This window comes from Salinibacterium sp. UTAS2018 (assembly GCF_004118935.1).
Lineage (GTDB): Bacteria > Actinomycetota > Actinomycetes > Actinomycetales > Microbacteriaceae > Rhodoglobus.
Window position 1 is genome coordinate 562,937 of record NZ_CP035375.1, and the last position, 23,016, is coordinate 585,952.

A 23,016-nucleotide genomic window follows, 5' to 3' on the forward strand; every position below is an offset into this window, starting at 1 on the left:
ATAGCGTTTAGGTGCCGACGTGCTTGGAGAAGCGCGAGATGCTGGCAAATTCGGCCACATCAAGGCTCGCGCCGCCCACGAGGGCGCCGTCGATGTTCGGCTCTCGCATGAGACTTGCGATGTTGCTCGACTTCACGGAGCCGCCGTAGAGGATACGGGTGGCTGCGGCCACGTCATCGCCCAGCACTTCAGCAAGCGTCTCACGGAGACGGGCAGCTACCTGTTCTGCCTGTTCCGGGGTCGCGGCCTTGCCGGAGCCGATGGCCCAAACAGGCTCATAGGCTACGACAATCTCGGGCGTGCCCGTGATCCCGGCTAGTCCAGCTTTGAGCTGAGCAACGGGAACGGCGCTCGGTCCGTGAGCTTCGAGGTCGTCGGCAGTTTCGCCCACGCACAAGACGGGAACGAGGCCGTGCTTGAGCGACGCAGCAACCTTGCGAGAGAGTTGCTCGTCGGTCTCACCGTGCATCGTTCGACGCTCTGAGTGGCCGACCAGAACATAGCGGCAGTCGAGAGAAGCGAGGAACGCCCCCGAGATCTCACCCGTGTAAGCACCCGAATCGTACTCAGAGACATCTTGGCCACCGAAGCGGACGTCAAGCTTGTCAGCCGCGACGAGGGTCTGTACCGACCGCAGGTCAGTGAACGGAGGAAAGACCGCTACCTCTGCGCCATCGACGCCAAAATCGTGATTTGCGTCCTTGAGCGTCCATGCAAGCTTCTGCACGAAGGCGATGGATTGAAGATGGTCGAGATTCATCTTCCAGTTGCCCGCAATGAGCGGGACGCGCTTTACCTTTGCCATCCAAGTACCTCCAGTCCGGGAAGCTGCTTGCCCTCAAGGAACTCGAGGCTTGCACCGCCACCCGTAGAAATGTGACCAAATTGGTCGTCGTCGAAACCTAATGCGCGCACTGCAGCGGCTGAGTCGCCGCCACCTACTACGCCGAAACCGTCGGTATCGGTCAGTGCCTGAGCGATCGCCTTCGTACCCGCGGCGAACGCCGGGAACTCGAACACGCCCATCGGGCCGTTCCAGAAGACTGTCTTCGACTCGCGAATTACCTGAGCGAACCGCGCTGCGGTCTCAGGACCGATGTCGAGGCCGATGCCGGACGCACCGAATTCAGTATCTTCGATCGCGTGCGCTGACGTAACAACGTGTGCTGCGTCGGGACCGAATGATGCGGCCACGGCGATATCAGTGGGCAGCACGATTTCGACACCAAGCTCATCCGCTTGCGCCAGATAGCGCATAACGGTCTCGAGCTGGTCTTGCTCAAGAAGGCTTGCTCCGACTTTGTAACCCTGTGCAGCGAGGAAGGTGAAGAGCATTCCACCACCGACAAGGAGCGAGTTGACGCGGGGAAGCAGCGCTCCGATGACATCGAGCTTGTCGGACACCTTGGAACCGCCCAAGACAACGGTGTAGGGACGCTCGGGGGTGACCGTGAGTCGTTCGAGAACGCCCAGTTCGGTCTCGATGAGCAATCCTGCGGCACTCGGAAGCGCTTGAGCAAGCTCGAAAACGCTAGCTTGTTTGCGGTGCACGACCCCGAAACCGTCAGAGACGAACGCGTCGCCGAAGCGAGCGAGCTTGCGAGCAAACTCTTCGCGTTCGATCTCTGACTTCGAAGTTTCACCGGAGTTGAACCGCAGATTCTCCAACAGCGCTACGCCACAGTCTTCGAGGTCCGCGACGGCCTGTTCGGCCGCGTGACCTACTGTGTCCTTGGCGAACACGACTGCCTTGCCCAACAGCTCCGAGAGTCGCTGAGCGACAGGCTCGAGGCTGTACTGAGCATCGGGTTCTCCTCCGGGGCGACCTAGGTGAGAAACGATAACCACTCGAGCGCCCTCGTTGATGAGAGCGTTGAGCGTCGGCAGGGACGCGCGAATGCGACCGTCGTCGGTGATCTGACCGTCCTTGAGGGGAACATTCAGATCACACCGGACGATGACGCGCTTTCCGCGCAAGTCGGAGAGCGTTGAAAGAGTTCTGAGGCTCATGATCGTCGAGAGTTAGAGGCGTGCGCCGACGAACTCTGCAACGTCAACGAGGCGGTTCGAGTAGCCCCACTCGTTGTCGTACCAGGATGCAACCTTGACCTGGTTGCCGATGACCTTGGTGAGACCAGCGTCGAAGATCGACGAGTGCGGGTCACCAACGATGTCGGTCGAGACGATCGCATCTTCGGTGTACTTGAGAATTCCCTTGAGGGGGCCCTCAGCCGCTGCCTTGTACGCCGCGTTGATTTGCTCGACGGTGACATCTGCGGTCGTGGTCAACGTGAGGTCCGTGATCGAACCGGTGATGACAGGGACGCGCAGTGCGTAGCCATCGAGCTTGCCCACGAGTTCGGGAATGACGAGACCGAGAGCCTTAGCGGCACCAGTCGAGGTCGGGATGATGTTCTGCGCTGCAGCGCGTGCACGACGCAGGTCGCCATGCGGGCCGTCCTGAAGGTTCTGGTCGGCCGTGTACGCGTGAACCGTGGTCATGAACCCAGTCTCGATACCGAAGTTATCCATGAACACCTTGGCAAGAGGAGCCAAGCAGTTCGTGGTGCACGACGCGTTCGAGATGATGTTGTGGATAGCCGAGTCGTAGATGTCTTCGTTCACTCCGAGAACCAACGTAGCGACGTCGTCGCCCGAAGCCGGTGCCGAAACGATGACCTTCTTGGCGCCCGCAGCAATGTGCTTGGCGGCATCCACTGACTTAGTGAAGTGGCCGGTCGACTCGATGACGATGTCGACACCCAACTCGCCCCAGGGCAAGTTGGAGGGGTCGCGCTCGGCAAACACCTTGATGGCCTTGCCATCAACGACGATCTGCTCGTCATCAAACGTAACGTCAGCGTTGAGACGACCAGCGATGGTGTCGTACTTGAGCAGATGAGCGAGCGTCTTGTTGTCTGTCAGGTCGTTAACAGCAACGATTTCAATGTTGCTGTCCTTGGCCATAGCCGCTCGAAAGAAGTTGCGACCAATGCGACCGAAACCATTAATACCGATTTTTACGCTCACTGTTACTCCAGAAAATCAGGCGTCTACGACGCGTCGTGCTGTAGTGGTGGGGGTGTTGCATTTAGCGGAGACAGGGCTTAAGCCGGGGCCTAACCCGGCCACGATGCCGCTACGAGAGTAGCAGGAGACCGTTTGTCTTCGAGCGAGCTGCGCTGAAGCGGTCTTGTACGTTTGCCCAGTCAACGATGTTCCAGAACGCCTTGACGTAGTCGGCACGAACGTTCTTGTAGTCCAGGTAGTACGCGTGCTCCCACACATCGAGCATGAGGAGCGGCACGATACCGGCAGGAAGGTTTCCCTGCTGATCGAAGAACTGAACAATGATCAGTCGTTCTCCGATCGAGTCCCAGGCGAGGACTGCCCAGCCCGAGCCTTGGACGCCCATGGCCGTGGCAGTGAAATGTGCGGTGAACTTGTCGAACGATCCAAAGTGGTCGTCGATCGCGCTCTCGAGGTCACCTGTGGGCTTGTCGCCGCCGTTGGGCGACATGTTGGTCCAGAAAATTGAGTGGTTGACGTGGCCGCCCAGATTGAAGGCCAAGTCTTTCTCGAGCTTGTTCACATTGGCGAGGTTGCCGGAGTCGCGAGCCTCTGCGAGGCCTGCAATCGCTGCATTCGCACCCGTGACGTAAGCCTGGTGGTGCTTGCTGTGGTGGAGCTCCATGATCATCGCGCTGATGCTTGGCTCGAGCGCGGAGTAGTCGTACGAGAGTTCGGGAAGAGTGTAGTCAGCCATCGAAAGTCCTCCTAGGATCTAGATTCCTGAACCGGCTGTAAGCACGGACAGGCGATGGTTCCAGTCTAACCACGTCCATGCGACACTCGTGCCGCATGGAGGGAACGCTAAGCCTCGTCCAACTCCGCAGGGAGGTTGGCCTCGGTGCCAGCGACGCCCAGATCGCTCGCCCGCTTGTCAGCCATCGCGAGCAAACGACGAATACGGCCGGCCACCGCATCTTTAGTCATGGGCGGGTCAGCGTGATGACCGAGTTCGTCGAGACTCGAGTCGCGGTGACTCAGACGAAGCTCCCCCGCGTAACGGAGATGCTGGGGAACGTCATCGCTCAGGATCTCGAGCGCACGCTCAACGCGTGCACAGGCCGCGACTGCTGCTTGTGCCGAGCGCCGCAAGTTCGCGTCGTCGAAATTCACTAGACGGTTGGCCGTGGCACGCACTTCTCGGCGTTGACGAAGCTCATTCCAGCTCACCACGGTGGTATTTGCACCCATGATCGTGAGCATGGCGCTGATCGCTTCACCGTCGCGAACGACCACACGATGTACTCCGCGGACTTCACGAGCCTTGGCTGCTACGCGAAGTCGGCCAGCCGCACCCACCAGCGCCATGGCAGCTTCGTTGCCGGGGCATGTTACTTCGAGGGCAGCAGAACGACCTGGATCGGTCAGCGAGCCGGCTGCGAGGAACGCTCCGCGCCACACAGCCGCGAGTTCTCCGCGGCCGCCGGTGGTCACTCGATTGGGAAGTCCACGGATGGGGCGCCGACGAGCATCCAGAAGCCCGGTCTGACGAGCCAAGGTCTCTCCCCCGTCGAGCACGCGGACGAGCAGGTTGTTAGTTCGACGGCCGCCGCCAGAAGAGGCGACGCGCGAAATCTCCGAACGAACTCCGTACAGTTCCGCAATATCGCGGCGCACCCGGCGCGCGAGCAACTCGCTCTCCACCTCCGACTCCACCGCGATGCGGCCAGAGATCAGGTGAAGCCCACCGGAAAAACGCAAAATCGTCGCGAGCTCAGCAGCACGCTCGCTTGTCTTACCTAACTGAATTCGTGCCAGTTCGTCTTTGACTTCAGCAGTTAATGCCACTAACTGGCCTTCCTTTGAGATGACGGTCCGGTTGGATGAGTAATCTACTCTCGTCCACGGTCCCGATGCTTGATACTGACGGCTACACCGGGCAGGCCGCTAAGAATAGCTGACAACTCTTCGGCAATCGCGACGGAACGGTGTTTGCCACCAGTACAGCCGATCGCGATCGTTGCGTGTCGTTTATTCTCGCGTTGATACCCGGCGAATACAGGTTCGAGGGCTCGTGCGTAATCCGCAACGAACTCCTGTGCTCCGGGCGCCCCAACAACATAGGCACGAACGCGTTCATCGAGTCCATCTAATGCTTTGAGTTCGGGCTCCCAGAAAGGATTCGGTAAAAATCTGCAGTCAGCAACCATGTCGGCGTCTGCTGGAAGACCGTACTTAAATCCGAAGCTCTCAATAGTAATACGCAATCCAGCATCGTTCTCCGCAGAGAATTTCTCGATGATGGTGGTGGCGAGTTGGTGGATGTTGAGATCCGTCGTGTCGATGATGATGTCGCTGTTCGAACGAATCTCTGCCATACGGGTTCTCTCCGCAGCGATGCCGTCTAGCGGGGTGCCCTCTTCTTGGAGCGGGTGCGGCCGACGTACTTGCTCGAAACGGCGAACGAGAGCGGCATCCTCCGCATCCAGAAAGAGAACTCGCAGGGACGTCGAGGCACGCAATGCTTCGATCGCATGCTGAGCATCCGAGAAAAGTTTTCCGCCGCGCACGTCGATGACAGCTGCAACGCGAGGAAGCGAGTCACCCGCGCGGTGCGCAAGGTCGACCAGTGGTAAAAGCATCTGCCGCGGGAGGTTGTCGACCACGTACCATCCGAGGTCTTCGAGGGCGTTGCCAACAGTCGAGCGCCCGGCGCCGGACATGCCGGTCACAATGAGTACTTCCTGCTGCTCTGTGACGGGTTTCATGGTGTGTTCAGACTACCTGAGCTAACGCTGGCCTAGCTTCTCGATTATCGCGGCGGCGGTGGTCTGGCCGATGCCCGGCACTTCATTCATCTGCTCGGGGGTAGCCGCTTTGAGCCGAGCGACCGAGCCGAAGTGCTGAAGCAGCGCTTTGATGCGCGATGGTCCTAGTCCAGGGACCGTGGAAAGAATCGAGGAGATGTCCTTCGAGCGTCGTTGCCGCTGGTGCGTGATCGCGAAGCGGTGCGCTTCATCGCGGAGACGTTGGATCAAAAAGAGAGCGTCGCTATTACGCGGCAGGATGACGGGATAGTCGGAATCTGGAAGCCAGATTTCTTCCAAGCGCTTCGCTATTCCCGCCAATTGAATCCCTGAAACGCCTGACTCTTCGAGGGCGCGCTGAGCAGCGTTTACCTGAGGTTGACCGCCATCGACGATGAGCAGCTGGGGCGGATAGGCAAACTTGGATAGCGGTGCCGCGGCTTCGTGGCCTTCGGACGCACGTGCGGGCGCGATCGCGATCGCTGGCGAGGCTTCTGGCGAAGTCGTCGCAACGACAGCAGCGCGATCGTTCGTTGCGCCGCTGTCGCCTTCGGGCGCGGTAGGCACCGCATCTCCGGCAGCGAGGTAGGCAAGCCGGCGCTTGAGCACTTGGTAGATCGAGTCCGTGTCGTCGGTCGTCTCCGCGATGTTGAAGCGGCGGTAGTGCTGTTTTTTCGGCAGTCCGTCTTCGAAGACGACCATAGAGGCGACGACATTGGTGCCGGAAAGGTGTGAAACGTCAAAGCACTCCATCCGAAGTGGCGCCTCAGACATGCCCAGTGCCTCTTGGATGTCGGCGAGTGCTTGCGAACGTGCAACGAAGTCACCGCTGCGTTTGGACTTGTAGAGCATGAGCGCGTTTTTTGCGTTGGTCTCAACGGTTTGTGCGAGCGCGGCTTTTTCGCCACGCTGGGCAACTCTCAGTCGAACCCGAGCACCAAGGCCGCGGCGTTGAGCGAGCCATTCTTCGAGCACTGTGCTGTCTTCAGGCAGCGCTGGCACGAGCACATCTCGCGGCGGGGCGGTGTCATCATATGCATTCTGGAGGACCGACTCAACGAGCCCGCCGAGATCGACATCAAGCTCCTTATCGACGACCCAGCCGCGCACTCCGCGGATACGTCCGCCTCGCACTACGAACTGTTGCACGGCAGCGGCAAGCTCGTCGTGAGCGATGCCAAAGAAGTCAGCGTCGACGTCTTCGGAGAGCACAATCTGATTCTTCGCTAGAGCGGTCTCCATCGCTCCGATCTGATCACGGTAGCGAGCAGCTGACTCGTAATCTTGCGTGACCGCAGCATCCGTCATTCTCGCCCTGATGGAGTCCAACATGCGAGAGTCGTTGCCTGCCATGAACGACGCAAAATCAAGGGCTATTGACTTGTGATCCTCCTGAGATACCCGGCCAACGCACGGTGCGGCGCACTTGCCGATGTCTCCGAGAAGACAGGGCCGCCCGGTCTGCTGTGCGCGTTTGTAGACCGAAGTGGAGCAGCTTCGCATCGGGAATGCTTTGAGCAACACGTCGACCGTGTCTCGGATGGCCCACGCCCGAGAGTACGGGCCAAAATAGCGAGCATTGGGGAGGTTGCGATTGCGAGTGACCAACACCCGAGGAACATCATCACCCATCGTGATCGCCAAATACGGGTAGGACTTATCGTCCTTGTACTGAACGTTGAACGGAGGATCGAACTCCTTGATCCACGTGTACTCGAGTTGGAGCGCTTCAAAGTCATTTCCGACAATCGTCCATTCGACATTGGACGCTGAAAGCACCATTCGCCGCGTTCGCTCATGGAGAGTGGTTAGCGGCGCGAAATAGTTGCTCAATCGCGCTCTCAGGTTCTTGGCCTTACCGACGTAGAGCACGCGCTTGTTATCGTCAATGAACCGATAGACGCCTGGCTGCGGAGGAATATCACCCGCGCGAGGGCGCCATGCGACAGTCTTAGCCACGTCGGCCCCCTTGCTCTCTAGACACGATTACGCTTCAACACCTCAGCCAAGAACTGACCTGTGTGGCTACCGGCGACCTTGGCTACCTTTTCGGGCGTACCCGTTGAGAGCAACTCACCGCCGCCGGAGCCACCTTCAGGACCGAGGTCGATAAGCCAATCTGCAGACTTGATGACGTCTAGATTGTGCTCGATAACGATCACAGTGTTGCCCTTGTCGACGAGCCCATTAAGCACGAGAAGAAGTTTGCGAACGTCTTCGAAGTGAAGGCCGGTCGTCGGCTCGTCAAGAACGTAGATGCTTCGCCCCATCGAACGCTTCTGCAGTTCAGTGGCGAGCTTCACGCGCTGGGCTTCACCACCGGAAAGGGTGGTCGCGCTCTGGCCGAGTCGTACGTAGCCGAGTCCGACATCCTCGAGCGTCTTTAAGAAACGGTGGATGCTTGAAATCGCTTCGAAGAATTCGGCGGCTTCGCTGATCGGCATGTCGAGCACTTCGGCAATGTTCTTCGCCTTGTACTTCACGGCGAGGGTGTCGCGGTTGTATCGCGCTCCGCCGCAGACTTCGCAGGCAACATAAACGTCGGGCAGGAAGTTCATTTCAATCTTGATCGTCCCGTCGCCCGAACAGTTCTCGCAGCGCCCTCCCTTGACGTTGAAACTGAAGCGACCGGGTAGATAGCCTCGCGCTTTCGCATCGGCGGTGTCGGAAAAGAGGGTGCGAATCTTGTCGAACACTCCGGTGTAGGTAGCGGGGTTCGATCGCGGAGTACGGCCGATCGGGTTCTGATCGACGTGAACGACCTTGTCGAGGTTTTCGAGACCGGTGATACGCGTGTGCTTGCCTGGAATCTGGCGCGCGCCGTTCAGTTCATTGGCGAGCACCTTATAGAGGATGTCGTTGACAAGGCTAGATTTTCCTGAGCCGCTTACGCCGGTGACCGCCGTGAAAGTTCCCAGCGGAAACTTGACGGTGAGGTTCTTCAGGTTGTTAGCCTTGGCGCCTTCGACGACGATCTGGCGACTCTTGTCCACGGGCCGACGTTTCTTCGGCGTTTCGATAGCTTTCCGTCCGGACAAATAGTCGGCAGTGATCGAGTCTGTGTTCTTGAGAAGGTCGGTGTAGGAACCGGAGTGAACAACCTCTCCACCGTGCTCCCCCGCTCCCGGACCGATGTCGACGACCCAGTCGGCGGTACGAATCGTATCTTCATCGTGCTCGACGACGATAAGTGTGTTGCCGAGGTTCTTCAGTTTCACCAGTGTCTCAATCAACCGACGATTGTCGCGCTGGTGAAGGCCAATGCTGGGTTCGTCGAGAACATAAAGAACGCCGGTGAGCCCAGAGCCGATCTGGGTCGCCAAGCGGATGCGCTGCGCTTCTCCACCACTCAGGGTTGCCGCAGCACGCGCGAGGTTGAGATAGCTGAGCCCTACCTCGACGAGGAACTCGAGGCGAAGACGGATTTCGCGCAGCACCTGAGCGGCAATTCGGGCATCGCGAGCGGAGAGCTCGAGCTCGTTCATGAATCCGTATGCGTCAATCAGGCTGAGCTCACAGATATCCGAAATGCTGTTGTCAGCAACGGTTACGGCCAAGACCTCAGGCTTGAGCCGCTTTCCGTCGCACACAGGGCACGGAATTTCGCGAAGGTAAGCGGCATAGCGTTGACGCTGCACGTCAGTCTCGGCCTCGAGGTACTTGCGTTCGATATACGGGATAACGCCTTCGAAGCCCGTCGAGTACTTCATCTCACGGCCGTAGCGGTTCTTCCACTTGACCGAAACCTTGAAGTCGTTGCCGCGAAGCACAGCCTGACGCACATCTTCAGGTAACTGGCCCCACGGGGTATCCAGAGAGAAGTCAAGATCACGCGAGAGGCCATCGAGCAGCTTCTCAAAGTAGTTGTACAGCCCCTTACCGGACTGAGCCCAAGGAAGAATTGCGCCTTCGGCGAGGCTGACAGAGTCATCGGCCACGAGCAGTTCAGCATCGATCGACATGCGAGTGCCGAGGCCCGAACATTCTGGGCAGGCGCCAAACGGAGCGTTGAACGAAAACGTGCGCGGTTCGATCTCCGTCAGCTGAATCGGGTGGTTATTCGGGCACGAAAGCTTCTCAGAGAACGAACGCCACGCAGCGTCTCCCTCCTCGTCGACGAAGTTGATGGCAACGGTGCCGTCCGTGAGCCGAAGTGCCGTTTCGAGAGAGTCAGTCAGGCGAGTGAGGATGTCATCGCTGGCAACCAAGCGGTCGACCACGACTGAAATATCGTGTTTCACCTGCTTCTTAAGCTTGGGCGGATCGCTGAGCTGCACAACATCGCCGTCAACAATGGCGCGTGAGTAGCCACCGGACGCGAGCTCCGCGAAGAGATCGACGAACTCGCCTTTTTTCTGCGAGACGACGGGGCTCACCACTTGGTAACGAGTTCCGCTCTCGAGCTTCATCAGCTGGTCGGCGATTTGTTGCACAGACTGGCGTTCGATCTTCTCGCCACACACCGCGCAGTGAGGCACGCCAATGCGCGCCCACAACAGACGCATGTAGTCGTAGATCTCCGTAATCGTGCCGACGGTAGAGCGAGGATTGCGATTAGTCGACTTCTGATCGATCGAAACCGCAGGACTCAGACCCTCGATGAAGTCGACATCGGGTCGATCGACTTGGCCCAGAAACTGACGGGCGTAGGCCGACAGAGATTCGACGTAGCGGCGCTGACCTTCCGCGAAGATCGTGTCGAAAGCGAGGCTCGACTTACCGGAACCCGACAGGCCAGTAAATACGACAAGAGAATCGCGCGGAATCTCTAGGTCAACGTTCTTGAGATTGTGAACCCGAGCGCCACGGACGCTGAGGTGAGAATTGGGGATCGACTGTGCAGTAGTCACTCTATCTATTCTACGGAGACCACTGACATTGGCTGGACGTTCGCCCTATAGAGCCAACGGCACCCGCGATAATGGCACCATGCACATTGCGCACGTCACGAGTTTTTTCGCCGCAGCCCCGGTCGGTCCGTCGAGTGCGGTCCGCTCGCGAGGACTCGCTTACCGAGCGGCAGGCCATGAGTTTTCGGTCATCGTGCCGGGCAAAGAGCCGTCAGTCACCCGGGCAGAGTTCGGCACCGTCATCACGGTTCCAGCCCGCGGTCGTGCCCTAGCTCGGGGTTTTGTGCCGATAGCGAAAGCGGTTCGCCGCGCTCTCGCCTCGCTCGTTCCTGACCAGATCGAGGTCGCCGACAGGCTCAGCGCCCGCGAGATCGGATCGTGGGCGAAGTTGCACAGAGTTCCCGCCATCTATCTCATCGACACGTCGAGCAACGATGCGGCTCATCTCCACAATATCGACGGGTACGATCGCGTAGTTAGCGTCGCACCTCTCGACCACGACCGCGACTCACGAGCCAGTCCCCTAGAACCTAGTGAGCGGTCCGCCAAAGAACCGGCGAACGCCTCCCCTCCAGGCGACGAGTTCTTGCGCGCGCCGGCCGGCGTAAATCTGGAGATTTTTTCTCCGCTTCGCCACAGCAGCAGTCTGCGGGATTCCAGCGGTGCCGATCTCGTGATTCTGTGCGCCACTCCCCTCACCCTCGCCGGACTTCCCGCGCTTGCCATAGATCTCGTAAAACGGCGATCAGCAAAGGGCGAAGACGTTCATTTAGTGATCCTGGGAGATGGGCCGTTGCGTGGCCGTCTGGAACGCAGCGCTGTCGGGCTTCCTGTGCAGTTTCTCGGCGCGCATGACCTCACGCTTACTGAGCGTGCCGAAGTCTTTGCCACCGCGGATATCGCAGTCGTGACGTTAGGGAACCATGAGGGCCACGCGGTTGCTTTGGAGTCCCTCGCAGCGGGAACCCCCGTCGTTACAACCACCGCTTGCAGCCCGTCCCTCACTTTCGCCGACGGTGGTGGGCTCTGCGTGGAACCTGACCTGAACCAGATTGAGGGCGCGATCCGAGCGCTCGAGGAGCAACCTGTGGAGAACCGCAGGAACGCCGCTCGTTCAAGCTCACTCGTTCATGACTGCTCGGCTTCAGAACGCGACCTTCTCGCACTACACGAGTCGCTGCATCTGTCACTACCCCGGGATGCTGATTAGTTTCACATCAAGCGGGTGAGGCGAGCTATTTCAGGTGGCCGGCTTGCTCCATCTGTCGCAATTCCTTCTTCAACTCTTGAACTTCATCACGCAATCGAGCCGCGAGCTCGAACTTTAGTTCAGATGCTGCCTGCAGCATCTGCTCGTTGAGATCCGAAATGATTTGCTCAAGATCGTTGCCGCCTGCCGCCGCGATTCCCTCGCGCTTGAGATGAGGCGTAGGAGCACGCTTTTTGCCATCTCGGCTTCGGGTTGCGAGCAGCTCTGCAGTGTCTGCTCCTTCGCGTAGGAGCGCATCAGTGATGTCTGCGATCTTTTTGCGCAGTGGCTGAGGCTCGATTCCGTGCTCGGTGTTGTACGCAACCTGCTTCTCACGACGACGATCGGTTTCCTCGATCGCGAAAGCCATGGATCGGGTAACGACGTCGGCATACATGTGCACTTCGCCTGAAACGTTACGTGCCGCGCGTCCGATGGTTTGGATGAGCGACGTCGACGAACGCAAGAAGCCTTCTTTGTCGGCATCGAGGATCGCTACCAGCGAGACCTCGGGCAAGTCGAGACCTTCTCGAAGAAGGTTGATGCCGACGAGAACGTCGTAGACCCCTTGACGGAGTTCGGTGAGCAGCTCAACGCGCCGCAGCGTATCGACATCCGAATGCAGATAGCGCACACGTACGCCGTTCTCCGAAAGGAATTCGGTGAGCTCTTCAGCCATCTTCTTGGTGAGCGTCGTCACAAGGACACGTTCGTGCTTTTCAACCCGGTCAGTGATCTGCTCGAGAAGGTCGTCGATCTGCCCCTTGGAGGGCTTCACGACGATCTGCGGATCGATGAGGCCGGTGGGGCGAATGACTTGCTCAACGATGGAGTCGGTGATGCCGAGTTCGTACTTACCCGGCGTTGCCGAAAGATATACCTTCTGACCGACCCTGTCGAGGAACTCCTCCCACTTGAGCGGTCGATTGTCGAGAGCGCTCGGGAGGCGGAAGCCATGCTCAACAAGCGTTCGCTTGCGAGATGCGTCTCCCTCGTACATTGCGCCGATCTGCGGCACCGTGACGTGCGATTCATCGAGCACAACCAGGAAGTCATCGGGGAAATAGTCGAGCAAACAGCTTGGCGGCTCCCCCGGTTGGCGGCCGTCCATGTGTAGCGAGTAGTTCTCGATGCCGTTACAGAAGCCGATCTGCTCCATCATTTCGATGTCAAAGGTAGTGCGCATACGAAGCCGCTGCGCTTCAAGAAGCTTTCCCTGGCGTTCGAGAACAGCGAGGCGCTCGGCTAACTCCTCTTGAATCGACACGATTGCCGTTTTGATTGTCTCTGGGCTAGCCGAATAGTGAGTGCCGGGGAAAACAGACACCGAGTCCATTTTCTTCACGATCTCGCCCGTCAACGGGTGAAGTGAGTACAGCGCTTCAATCTCATCGCCGAACATTTCAATGCGGATCGCGAGCTCTTCGTACACTGGAATAATCTCGATCGTGTCACCGCGCACGCGGAAATTACCTCGCGAGAAGTCATAATCGTTGCGCTGATACTGCATTCCTACGAACTTACGAATCAAGGTCTCACGATCGATCCGCATACCTACTTGAAGCGCGATCATCGCTTCCAAGTAGGACTCCGCGGCGCCCAATCCATAGATGCTCGATACCGTGGAAACGACGACGGTGTCGCGACGGCTCAGTAGCGAGTTTGTGGTGGAGTGACGAAGACGCTCAACCTCAGCATTGACCGAGGAGTCTTTCTCGATGAACGTATCTGTCTGAGGAATGTAAGCCTCAGGCTGGTAGTAGTCGTAATAGGACACGAAGTACTCGACAGCGTTGTTGGGCATCAAATCACGGAACTCGTTAGCGAGCTGAGCCGCGAGCGTCTTGTTGTGCGACATGATGAGCGTCGGACGCTGCACCTGCTCGATCAACCATGCAGTCGTCGCAGACTTACCGGTACCCGTGGCACCCAGCAGAACGATATCGGTCTCACCAGCGTTGATTCGCTGCGCCAGCTCTTTGATTGCTTGCGGCTGATCACCCGACGGCGAGTACTCGCTGATTACCTCAAAAGGACGCACAGATCGAGTTGGTTGCATCCCCCAAGTGTAAACAAGAGCACTGACAACGAGCCTGAAGATCGGGCGTTACGCGAACGCTTAGCGCGAACGCTGCAGCGTGTGGCTCAGCTGACGCCAGACTTCATCCGCACGGGAAACCGTGTCCTCTAATTCATCCCCGGAGTCGATGACGAAGTCAGCCACTGCCCGGCGCTGCTCGCCGGTAGCTTGCGATGCGACACGACGTTCCGCCTCGTCACGACGCATTCCGCGGTGTTCCATGAGCCGCTGCACTCGATGTTCATCATCGGCCTCGACAGTCACGACTGCTGCAAATCGTGAAAGAGACTGACCGGATTCCACTAGGAGAGGAATGTCGTACACAACGAGAACATTTGGGTCGTGGGCCTCGGCATCGTCGAATCGCTGTTGCGCGAGCGCCCCAATTGCAGGATGAGTGATGGCATTCAGGGCTTCACGCGCCGCGGCATCGCTAAAAATTTGTTCGCCCAAAATTTTCCGGTCAAGAGAGCCGTCGTCCTGCAGCACTTTCTGGCCGAAGCGCTGTGCAATGGCATCGAGTGCTGGCGAGCCTGGCTCCACGACTTGCCGAGCCAAGAGATCCGCATCCACGATGACAGCACCGTGCTTGTGCCAACATGCCGCTACCGTCGATTTTCCCGAGGCGATGCCTCCCGTAAGCGCGATCAAATGCATGCCCTAATGCTAACCTCAGCGAGTCGAAAGGATCTGCGGATGCTCGAAGTTCTCACCGGCAGCGGACTCGCTGTAGCGGCTGGCCTCAACGCCTACATCCCCCTGCTCGTGCTCGGAATTGCGGGTCAGACCCTCGACTTCGTGGCGTTGCCCGCAGCGTGGGCGTGGCTCGAGAATCCATGGGTCATCGCAATCCTTATCGTGCTGCTAATCATCGAAGTGGTTGCCGACAAAGTGCCCATGGTCGATTCCATCAATGACTGGATCCAGACCCTAGTTCGACCCGCAGCCGGCGGCATCGCATTCGGCACGGGCGCCGCCTCCGAAACGGCAGTGGTCACCGACCCCGCGTCATTCTTCTCATCGAACGCCTGGGTGCCGGTCGCTATCGGAATCGTTCTCGCACTCGGCACCCATGCCACGAAGATGGCCGCACGGCCGGTCCTCAATGCTGCAACGGCGGGGGTGGCGGCGCCGGTTGTCAGCACGCTGGAAGACGTGAGCAGCGTTGTGCTGAGTCTGCTCGCGCTTATCGTTCCTGTGCTCGGCACGATCGCACTAGTGGCGCTCGTAGCTTTGCTCTTCGTGCGAGTGCGACGCGCACGTCGTGCGCAACATCTTCGCCAGTAGCGGCACGATCGCTGACCTCTCGCTGACGAACGCTGACCTTTAACTGACTGTGGCCAGCCTCCCGAAGGAGACTGGCCACAACGTTCAGCTAGGTGCTACTAGTTGTTGCTCGAGAGCTTCTCGCGAAGAGCGGCGAGAGTCTCGTCGTCTGCGAGCGTTCCCGCGCCTGCACTCGATGCAGCGTCGTCGTTCGAGAACGACGATGCTCCGGCGGGTGCACTGCTGATCGATTCTTCCTGAATCGCTGCGGCGGCAACCTGCTTCTTGTGCTGTTCCCAGCGACCCTGGGCAGCAGCGTAATCCTGCTCCCACTTCTCGCGCTGCGACTCGAAGCCGTCTTTCCACTCGTTGGTCTCGGGGTCGAAGCCATCCGGGTACTTGTAGTTACCCTGGTCGTCGTACTCCGTGAGCATTCCGTAGAGAGCGGGGTCGAACTCGGTACCCTCGGGGTCAACGCCTTCGTTGGCCTGCTTGAGGCTCAACGAGATGCGGCGACGCTCGAGGTCGATGTCGATGACCTTGACGAATACTTCGTCGCCAACCGACACAACCTGCTCGGCGAGTTCAACGTGCTTACCCGAAAGCTCGGAGATGTGCACGAGGCCCTCGATGCCGTCTGCGACGCGAACGAACGCACCGAACGGAACGAGCTTGGTGACCTTACCGGGAGCAACCTGTCCGATTGCGTGGGTACGGGCGAATACCTGCCACGGGTCTTCCTGCGTTGCCTTGAGCGACAGCGACACGCGCTCGCGCTCGAGGTCAACCTCGAGGATTTCAACCGTAACTTCTTGGCCAACTTCAACAACTTCTGAAGCGTGCTCGATGTGCTTCCACGAGAGCTCAGAAACGTGGACGAGTCCGTCTACGCCGCCGAGGTCAACGAATGCACCGAAGTTGACGATCGACGAAACGACACCCTTGCGAACCTGGCCCTTGGCGAGGTTGTTGAGGAACGAAGTGCGGCTAGCCGACTGCGTCTCTTCGAGGAGTGCGCGGCGCGACAGAACAACGTTGTTGCGGTTCTTGTCGAGCTCGAGGATCTTGGCTTCGATCTCTTGGCCGAGGTACGGCGTGAGGTCACGAACACGGCGCAGCTCGATGAGCGATGCCGGGAGGAATCCACGAAGTCCGATGTCAACGATGAGTCCACCCTTGACAACCTCGATGACCGAACCGGTGACAACGCCATCCGATTCCTTGATCTTCTCGACGTCGCCCCAAGCACGCTCGTACTGTGCGCGCTTCTTGGAGAGGATGAGGCGGCCTTCTTTGTCTTCCTTCTGAAGAACGAGGGCCTCAACGGTGTCACCAACGTTGACGACCTCAGTGGGGTCAACGTCGTGCTTGATGGAAAGTTCACGTGAGGGAATGACACCCTCAGTCTTGTAACCGACGTCGAGGAGAACCTCGTCACGGTCGATCTTGACGACGGTACCTTCGATAAGGTCACCATCGTTGAAGAACTTCAGCGTCTTTTCGACCGCGGCGAGGAAATCTTCAGCAGATCCAATGTCATTGATGGCGACCTGCTTGGGTGCCTTGTCGGTCGTTGCGTTTGTCATGTAGTAGTTGCTCCGGTATGGGTCACGCTTCGAGAAGCGCATAATTGGGCCGCCGACGAAATGAATCAAATGGATCGCCGAAGGCAGGCGAATAAGAAGTCGCAATTGCGACACTCCAGCCTAGCGCTTAGCCGCGCACAAAACCAACCGTTGAGCGGCGGTATTTCGGGGATTTCACGTGAACTTCGCTCGCAGCGGGCATAAGTGGCCCGCCGCGAGTCACGCGCGCTGACCTAGGACGCGGAGTATGGCGCCAAAAGGGCGGTGCGGAGGGTGTCGAGACCGACTCCGCCGACGTTGAGAGCGCGACGGTGGAATTCTTTGAGATCGAAGCCGGCGCCCTCGTGTTCCCGACACTCGTCGCGCAATTGTTCCCAAATTCGCTGACCAACTTTGTATGACGGCGCCTGTCCAGGCCATCCGAAGTAACGGTTCACTTCAAAGCGCACGCTCGCTTGGTCCATGGTCACATTGTTGGTCATGAAATCTAGGGCATATTCCCAATCCCAGACGCCAGAACCCGTGAGCTTGGGCTTGCCGAGGTGCACACCGATGTCGAGAACGACCCGAGCTGCCCGCATGCGCTGGCCATCCAGCATGCCAAGACGGTTCGCAGGGTCATCGAGGAACCCTAGATCACTCATGAGTCGCTCGGCGTAGAGCGCCCAGCCCTCAGCGTGTCCAGAAGACCCGGCCAGCTGTCGTCGATAGGTGTTGAGCTGATCGCGGTTGTAGACAGCCTGCGCGATCTGCAGATGATGACCGGGTACGCCCTCGTGGTAGACGGTCGTTGCCTCCCGCCACGTGGTGAACTCGGTCACTGATTCGGGAACGGACCACCACATGCGGCCGGGGCGTGAAAAGTCATCGCTCGGACCCGTGTAGTAGATGATTCCGTCGTGCGTCGGGGCAATCATGCATTCCAGAGCGCGCATCGGCTCGGCGATGTCGAAGTGAGTGCCGGCCAGCGCTTCGATCGCCTCATCGCTGAGCTTCTGCATCCACTGCTGGAGCGCTTCCGTTCCATGAAGTGTTCGGGAGGGATCAGCATCGAGGATCTCAATCGCTTCAGCAATCGAAGCGCCTGGCTTGATCTCGTGAGCGATCTCTTGCTGCTCGGCAGTCATGCGCGCAAGCTCTTCGATGCCCCACTCGTAGGTCTCGTCGAGGTCGATCTTTGCACCGAGGAACGATTGCGACTGCAACGCGTACAAGTCGCGACCGAAAGCATCCTGCGTCGTGGCGTTCGGGGCCAGTTCCTCCACCAAAAAGTGCTCAAGCTTCTGGTAGCTCGAGGCTGCAGCCGCCGCACCAGCCGACAATGCGGAGCCGAGACTACGACCGCCTCCAACCAGCTCAGACTGGGCGATGAAGGAATCGAAGAATCCGCCAGGAGTGGAGATCTGGCGAGCTTGGGCAATCACTTCAGCGACCTGACGCTGCGCGGGAACGACTGAGCCTTCGATGCCGTGACGAAGGGTGGCGATGTAGCCATCGATCGCTTCAGGGATGTTGTGGAGGCGATCGGCGATGACAGACCAGTCCGCTTCAGTCGCGGTAGGCATCAGGTCAAGCACGCCGCGAATGTCTTGAGCGGGGCTAGCGAGGTTGTTGAGGTCGCGTTTCCACAGCTCAGCGGTGTCGGACTCAAGATCGAGTGTGAGAGTCGACACCATTTCCGCTCTGGTCACCACGTCGACGTCATCGACGATCGGTGCGGCTTCGAGTTGCGCCAGAACTTCGCGAGTGGCAGCAACAACCCTCGCGTGCCCCCCGGGCGAGTAGTCGGCGTACCCCGAGTGCTGTCCGGGTGAACCGATATAGGTCCCGATCGCGGGGTTCAACTCCACCAGCTTCTCCACCCATTTCTCGGCAATCGCGTCGATAGGGGTGGACTCGCGAGGCGAGGGCTCTGCAACTGCGGGTGATGCGTTCGTGTCTGACATCGTTGTCGGGCTCCTTCAAAGTGCCGCTGTGGGCTTTTCGTCGTCTAGTTCGCTTGCGAGAAGTTGAGCAAGAGATGCCAGCGCTTGAGGGGCGTTCTCGTCGTCGGAGCTGAGGGTAACGCGATCTCCGTACCCAATCCCCATCGAAAGTACGCTGAGGATGCTGGCAGCGTTTACCGTCTTGCCTTCAGCATCCGTCAGCATGACCGCAACGCCACACTCAGCGACGGCCTGCGCGAAAACTGACGCGGGACGAGCGTGCAGCCCCACTTTCGAACCGATAGTTACTGTCTTGCTGGTCACATGTACTCCTTTGTGGGGCGCTCGCGCATTACTTCTCTGTGGTGAACGCTGAGTGGTACCTAATGCGCAGCAGCGTCCCAGTTGTGTCCGGTGCCGATCTGCACATCGAGCGGGACCGACAGAGACGCCGCCCCTGACATTCGCTCATGAACGAGTGTAGTCATGCGCTCGAGCTCTCCCCCAGCAATTTCAAACACCAGTTCATCGTGGACTTGCAGGAGCATGCGCGACTTGAGGCCTTCTTCGCGAATATCGGCGTCGATCTGCAGCATTGCCCGTTTAAGGATGTCGGCGGCCGAGCCTTGGATCGGTGAGTTCAACGCTTGACGCTCGGCATTATCGCGCAGGACACGGTTCTTTGAGTTGAGATCTCCGAACGGGCGCCGACGACCGAAAATTGTCGTGGTGTACCCGTCGACTCGAGCCTGCTCGACAACATTGCGCAGATAGTCGCGCACGGCACCGAAGCGTGCAAAGTAGTCCGTCATCAGCGCCTTTGCTTCGCTCGTCTCGATGCGAAGCTGCTTGCTGAGCCCGAAAGCGCTCAAGCCGTACGCAAGGCCGTAAGACATCGCCTTGACCTTGGTGCGCATTTCCGCGGTGACGTCGGCCGGCTCCACGCCGAAAATGCGCGAGCCGACGAAACGGTGAAGGTCTTCACCGTCATTGAAGGCTTCGATCAGTCCTTCGTCGCCCGAAAGGTGCGCCATGATGCGCATCTCAATTTGCGAGTAGTCCGCGGTGAGGAGGGTGTCGAACCCTTCGCCTGCCTCAAACGCGGCACGAATCTGACGGCCGGTCGCCGTTTTCACCGGAACGTTCTGAAGGTTTGGATCGTTCGAGGCAATGCGCCCCGTACTCGATCCGGCCTGCTCGTACGTCGTGTGGACACGACCGGAATCATCAATCGCCTTCTCAATGCCAGTGATGATCTGCACGAGCTTCGTGGCGTCGCGATGCTGGAGTAAAAGGTCGAGGAAAGGGTGGGGTGCTTGCTCTTGGAGGTCGGCGAGGCTCGCGGCATCCGTCGAGAAGCCTGTTTTATTAGCACGGGTCTTCGGCATTTCAAGCTGTGTGAATAGCACTTCTTGAAGTTGCTTCGGGCTGCCTAGATTGATCTCCCGGCCGATAACCTCGAATGCATTGCGCGCTACGTCAGCCGCAGTCGTGCTGAGCGATGAACTGAGGTCTGAGAGCAGCTGGCGGTTGACGGCGATGCCTGTGCGTTCCATCTGAGCGAAGACGGGCACCAAAGGCATTTCGATGTCGGTAAGGACCGCAAGTGATCCCTCATCGAGCCGCCCGGCGAGGTACTCCGCGAGTCGCACGACGTACCAGGACTTTGTCGCTGGGCTCAGCTCTTCAGTCTCCGGGACCAGTTGGTTCGGATCGCCCTGCTCAATGGTTTCGCCGAGGTAGCTGTAGACCTGCGCTTCGAGCTCTTCCGGCTTACCGCTTGGCTTGAGAACCCACGCCGCCAGCATCGTGTCAAAGGCGACACCCGCGATTTCGAGACCGGAGTTCGCCGCAATTTTAATCTGAGCCTTGGCCGAGTGCATGACCTTGGGGGCGTCGCTCGCGAGCCAGCTGGTGAGCGCGTCGTAATCGGGGCGATCGGCAGCCCAAGGAACGAAGGCGGTTTCAACGGCTGTCGCGAGGCCAAGCCCGGTGACAACTCCGTCGACGCTCGTGACGGTGAGCCCGAGTGGCGCGGTGTTGTCTTTACTATTCGTGGCAATCCACTTAGCCAACTCTTCGTCAACCATCGTGCGCACGGCGGGAATAGCCGCCGCATTGTCAGCGGCCTCGGATGCAGTGGCCACAGTCGAGTCGTCGCCGCGTTCGGCACCAGAAATCTTCATGACCCGCTGCAACAGGGTCTTGAACTGCAAACGATCGAACACTTCGCGCACGGCAGCCTCATCGATGGGGCGGCGATCAAGGTCATCAACCTTCACCGGCAGTTCGACCGTGGTGAGCAAGTGATTGAGCTTGCGATTACGTACCGCGCGATCCATTTGGTCGCGCAGGTTCTGACCCACTACGCCCTTGATCTGCTCGGCGTTGGCCAACACCTCATCGAGAGATCCGTACAGATTGATCCACTTGACGGCAGTCTTTTCGCCGACCTTGTCGATACCGATGAGATTGTCACTGGTCTCACCGACGAGAGCCGCGACATCCGGATACTGGGCAGGTTCGACGCCGTACCGTTCGAAGACAGCATCGCGGTCGTAGCGCTTGAGCTCAGAAACGCCTCGCGCGTTGGGATACAGAAGCGTGACATTGTCGTTCACCATCTGAATGGCATCGCGATCGCCCGAGACGACGAGTACGCGATAGCCGTTCTCGGAGCCTTCGTTCGCCAGCGTGGCAAGAATGTCATCGGCTTCGAAGTCTTCTTTACTCAGGGTCTGGATGCCCATAGCCTTGAGCGCTTCTTCGAGAAGCGGAATTTGACCGACAAACTCAACGGGCGTCTCGCCACGAGTGCCCTTGTACTCCGGATACTCCCGAGTACGAAAGGAGTACCGCGAGATATCGAATGCGACCGCTAAATGCGTGGGTTTCTCGTTCTGAAGAAGAGAAATCAGCATCGACAAGAAACCGTGAATGGCATTGGTGTGCTGCCCATCGCGATTCTGAAAACTGTCGACAGGGAGCGCATAAAAGGCTCGGAAGGCCAACGAGTGGCCGTCAATGATCATAAGAGTAGGCTTTTGGGAATCCGACACGCAGCCAGCCTAGCCGGGGCTGCCGACAGCGGAAACGACCCAACACGAAGGACACCCTCTGTGAAGTACCCCGAGAACCTAGATCCCGAACTCATCGCTCGCCTCGTCGAGTCTGGCGGCGGATCACTCACCCGCAAAATGGGCATCGAATTTCTCGAACTAGGAGCAGAGCGTTCCGTAGCGACGATGCCCGTCGACGGGAACACGCAAGTCATTGGAATCCTCCATGGCGGAGCCCACGTCGTACTTGGAGAGTCCCTGGGCTCCATTTCCTCGGCGATTCATGCTGGCCCCGGTCGTATCGCGATGGGCATCGAGATCAACGCGACCCACAGCCGCTCAGTGCGCTCCGGGATCGTGACGGCGACCTGCACCGCTCTCGCTCTCGGCCGCACTCTGGCCACTCACGAGATCGTGGTGCGTGACGAGCAGGAGCGTCGGCTCTCGACGATCCGGATTACAAACATCCTGAAAGATCGCCCCACGACGTAGTGGCGGGCGTGTCGCACCCCGTTAAACACGACAACCCGGTTCACCTCGTAGAGACGAGGCGGACCGGGTTTGTGGTGGTGTATCTACTTCTTCGCGCTCAGTTGGTCGATGATCGCCTGCGAGACGTCATGCATCGTCAGGCGACGATCCATTGAGGCCTTTTGAATCCAACGGAAAGCGTCGGGTTCGCTGAGCCCCATCTTCTCGTTGAGAAGTCCCTTTGCGCGGTCGACGAGCTTGCGCGTCTCGAAGCGCTCCACGAGGTCGCTGACCTCGGCCTCCAGCGTAATGATCTGGGCATAACGGCTGAGGGCAATCTCGATCGCCGGCAGCAAGTCGTTCGGCGTGAAGGGCTTGACGACATAGGCCAGGGCCCCGGCCTCAGACGCTCGCTCTACAAGCTCCTTCTGGCTGAATGCAGTGAGAAGCACTACGGGGGCGATGTGGTTGGCGCTCAGGCGCTCAGCAGCGGAGATTCCATCCAACTGAGGCATCTTGACATCCATGATGACCAGATCGGGGCGCAGCTCTGTGGCGAGAGCAACAGCGGTTTCGCCATCACCCGCTTCTCCGACCACCTCGTAGCCGGCATCCCGCAGGATTTCGACAATATCCATACGGATGAGCGACTCATCTTCGGCTACGACAACGCGGCGAGGAGCAGTTTGATTGGTGTTTTGGTCAGTCACACAT

At 58.9% G+C, this 23,016-nt stretch carries 18 protein-coding genes; 3 read left to right on the top strand and 15 right to left on the bottom strand.

Annotation, left to right across the window (positions count from 1 at the left end; all coding sequences use genetic code 11):
• Window positions 1-7: 7 nt before the first annotated feature.
• From tpiA to uvrA, 8 genes are all read right to left on the bottom strand, one after another.
• Entirely contained in the window at window positions 8-805 is a 798-nt protein-coding gene (gene tpiA / locus ESZ53_RS02715; RefSeq protein WP_129071429.1) for a triose-phosphate isomerase, read from the bottom strand.
• Complete coding sequence (gene pgk, locus ESZ53_RS02720; RefSeq protein WP_129071430.1) at window positions 793-2,010, bottom strand: phosphoglycerate kinase; 1,218 nt, start codon at window positions 2,008-2,010, stop codon at window positions 793-795. The genes tpiA and pgk overlap by 13 nt, the downstream gene beginning before the upstream one ends.
• Before the next feature lie 12 nt (window positions 2,011-2,022).
• A complete protein-coding gene (gene gap, locus ESZ53_RS02725) occupies window positions 2,023-3,030 on the bottom strand; it encodes a type I glyceraldehyde-3-phosphate dehydrogenase (protein WP_129071431.1) in 1,008 nt (335 codons plus the stop codon).
• A gap of 109 nt (window positions 3,031-3,139) precedes the next feature.
• Window positions 3,140-3,766, bottom strand: a complete 627-nt coding sequence (locus ESZ53_RS02730; protein WP_100388972.1) for a superoxide dismutase — start codon at window positions 3,764-3,766, stop codon at window positions 3,140-3,142.
• 107 nt (window positions 3,767-3,873) lie between these two features.
• Window positions 3,874-4,857: a DNA-binding protein WhiA gene (whiA, locus tag ESZ53_RS02735; RefSeq protein ID WP_129071432.1), complete on the bottom strand. Its 984-nt coding sequence runs from the start codon at window positions 4,855-4,857 to the stop codon at window positions 3,874-3,876.
• Between the two features lie 44 nt (window positions 4,858-4,901).
• Window positions 4,902-5,777, bottom strand: a complete 876-nt coding sequence (gene rapZ, locus ESZ53_RS02740; protein ID WP_129071433.1) for an RNase adapter RapZ — start codon at window positions 5,775-5,777, stop codon at window positions 4,902-4,904.
• A gap of 21 nt (window positions 5,778-5,798) precedes the next feature.
• Complete coding sequence (gene uvrC / locus ESZ53_RS02745; RefSeq protein WP_129071434.1) at window positions 5,799-7,775, bottom strand: excinuclease ABC subunit UvrC; 1,977 nt, start codon at window positions 7,773-7,775, stop codon at window positions 5,799-5,801.
• Window positions 7,776-7,792: 17 nt separating this feature from the next.
• Window positions 7,793-10,666, bottom strand: coding sequence for an excinuclease ABC subunit UvrA (gene uvrA, locus ESZ53_RS02750; protein WP_129071435.1), 2,874 nt, complete (start codon window positions 10,664-10,666; stop codon window positions 7,793-7,795).
• Between the two features lie 79 nt (window positions 10,667-10,745).
• Between uvrA and ESZ53_RS02755 the strand changes: the two genes are divergently transcribed.
• Entirely contained in the window at window positions 10,746-11,876 is a 1,131-nt protein-coding gene (locus tag ESZ53_RS02755) for a glycosyltransferase (RefSeq protein WP_129071436.1), read from the top strand.
• A gap of 25 nt (window positions 11,877-11,901) precedes the next feature.
• Here the strand turns inward: ESZ53_RS02755 and uvrB are convergent, their stop codons facing one another.
• Both uvrB and coaE read right to left on the bottom strand, forming a co-directional pair.
• On the bottom strand, window positions 11,902-13,974 hold the full coding sequence (gene uvrB / locus ESZ53_RS02760; protein WP_129071437.1) for an excinuclease ABC subunit UvrB: 2,073 nt from the start codon (window positions 13,972-13,974) through the stop codon (window positions 11,902-11,904).
• 60 nt (window positions 13,975-14,034) lie between these two features.
• Complete coding sequence (coaE, locus tag ESZ53_RS02765) at window positions 14,035-14,652, bottom strand: dephospho-CoA kinase (RefSeq protein ID WP_129071438.1); 618 nt, start codon at window positions 14,650-14,652, stop codon at window positions 14,035-14,037.
• A gap of 39 nt (window positions 14,653-14,691) precedes the next feature.
• Between coaE and ESZ53_RS02770 the strand changes: the two genes are divergently transcribed.
• On the top strand, window positions 14,692-15,282 hold the full coding sequence (locus ESZ53_RS02770) for a DUF4126 domain-containing protein (RefSeq protein ID WP_129071439.1): 591 nt from the start codon (window positions 14,692-14,694) through the stop codon (window positions 15,280-15,282).
• Window positions 15,283-15,380: 98 nt separating this feature from the next.
• Here ESZ53_RS02770 and rpsA read toward each other — a convergent pair whose 3' ends face one another.
• From rpsA to polA, 4 genes are all read right to left on the bottom strand, one after another.
• The gene (rpsA, locus tag ESZ53_RS02775; RefSeq protein ID WP_100389304.1) at window positions 15,381-16,847 is read right to left on the bottom strand and encodes a 30S ribosomal protein S1; all 1,467 of its coding nucleotides are present in this window, start codon (window positions 16,845-16,847) and stop codon (window positions 15,381-15,383) included.
• 233 nt (window positions 16,848-17,080) lie between these two features.
• Window positions 17,081-18,793, bottom strand: coding sequence for a DUF885 domain-containing protein (locus tag ESZ53_RS02780; RefSeq protein ID WP_129071440.1), 1,713 nt, complete (start codon window positions 18,791-18,793; stop codon window positions 17,081-17,083).
• Between the two features lie 15 nt (window positions 18,794-18,808).
• Complete coding sequence (locus ESZ53_RS02785; protein ID WP_129071441.1) at window positions 18,809-19,096, bottom strand: HPr family phosphocarrier protein; 288 nt, start codon at window positions 19,094-19,096, stop codon at window positions 18,809-18,811.
• Window positions 19,097-19,155: 59 nt separating this feature from the next.
• Entirely contained in the window at window positions 19,156-21,804 is a 2,649-nt protein-coding gene (gene polA, locus ESZ53_RS02790) for a DNA polymerase I (protein ID WP_246837362.1), read from the bottom strand.
• Between the two features lie 87 nt (window positions 21,805-21,891).
• On the opposite strand from polA, the gene ESZ53_RS02795 reads away from it, so the two are divergent.
• Window positions 21,892-22,323: a hotdog fold thioesterase gene (locus ESZ53_RS02795; protein ID WP_246837363.1), complete on the top strand. Its 432-nt coding sequence runs from the start codon at window positions 21,892-21,894 to the stop codon at window positions 22,321-22,323.
• A gap of 83 nt (window positions 22,324-22,406) precedes the next feature.
• Here ESZ53_RS02795 and ESZ53_RS02800 read toward each other — a convergent pair whose 3' ends face one another.
• Complete coding sequence (locus ESZ53_RS02800) at window positions 22,407-23,012, bottom strand: ANTAR domain-containing response regulator (RefSeq protein ID WP_129071443.1); 606 nt, start codon at window positions 23,010-23,012, stop codon at window positions 22,407-22,409.
• Between the last annotated feature and the right edge of the window lie 4 nt (window positions 23,013-23,016).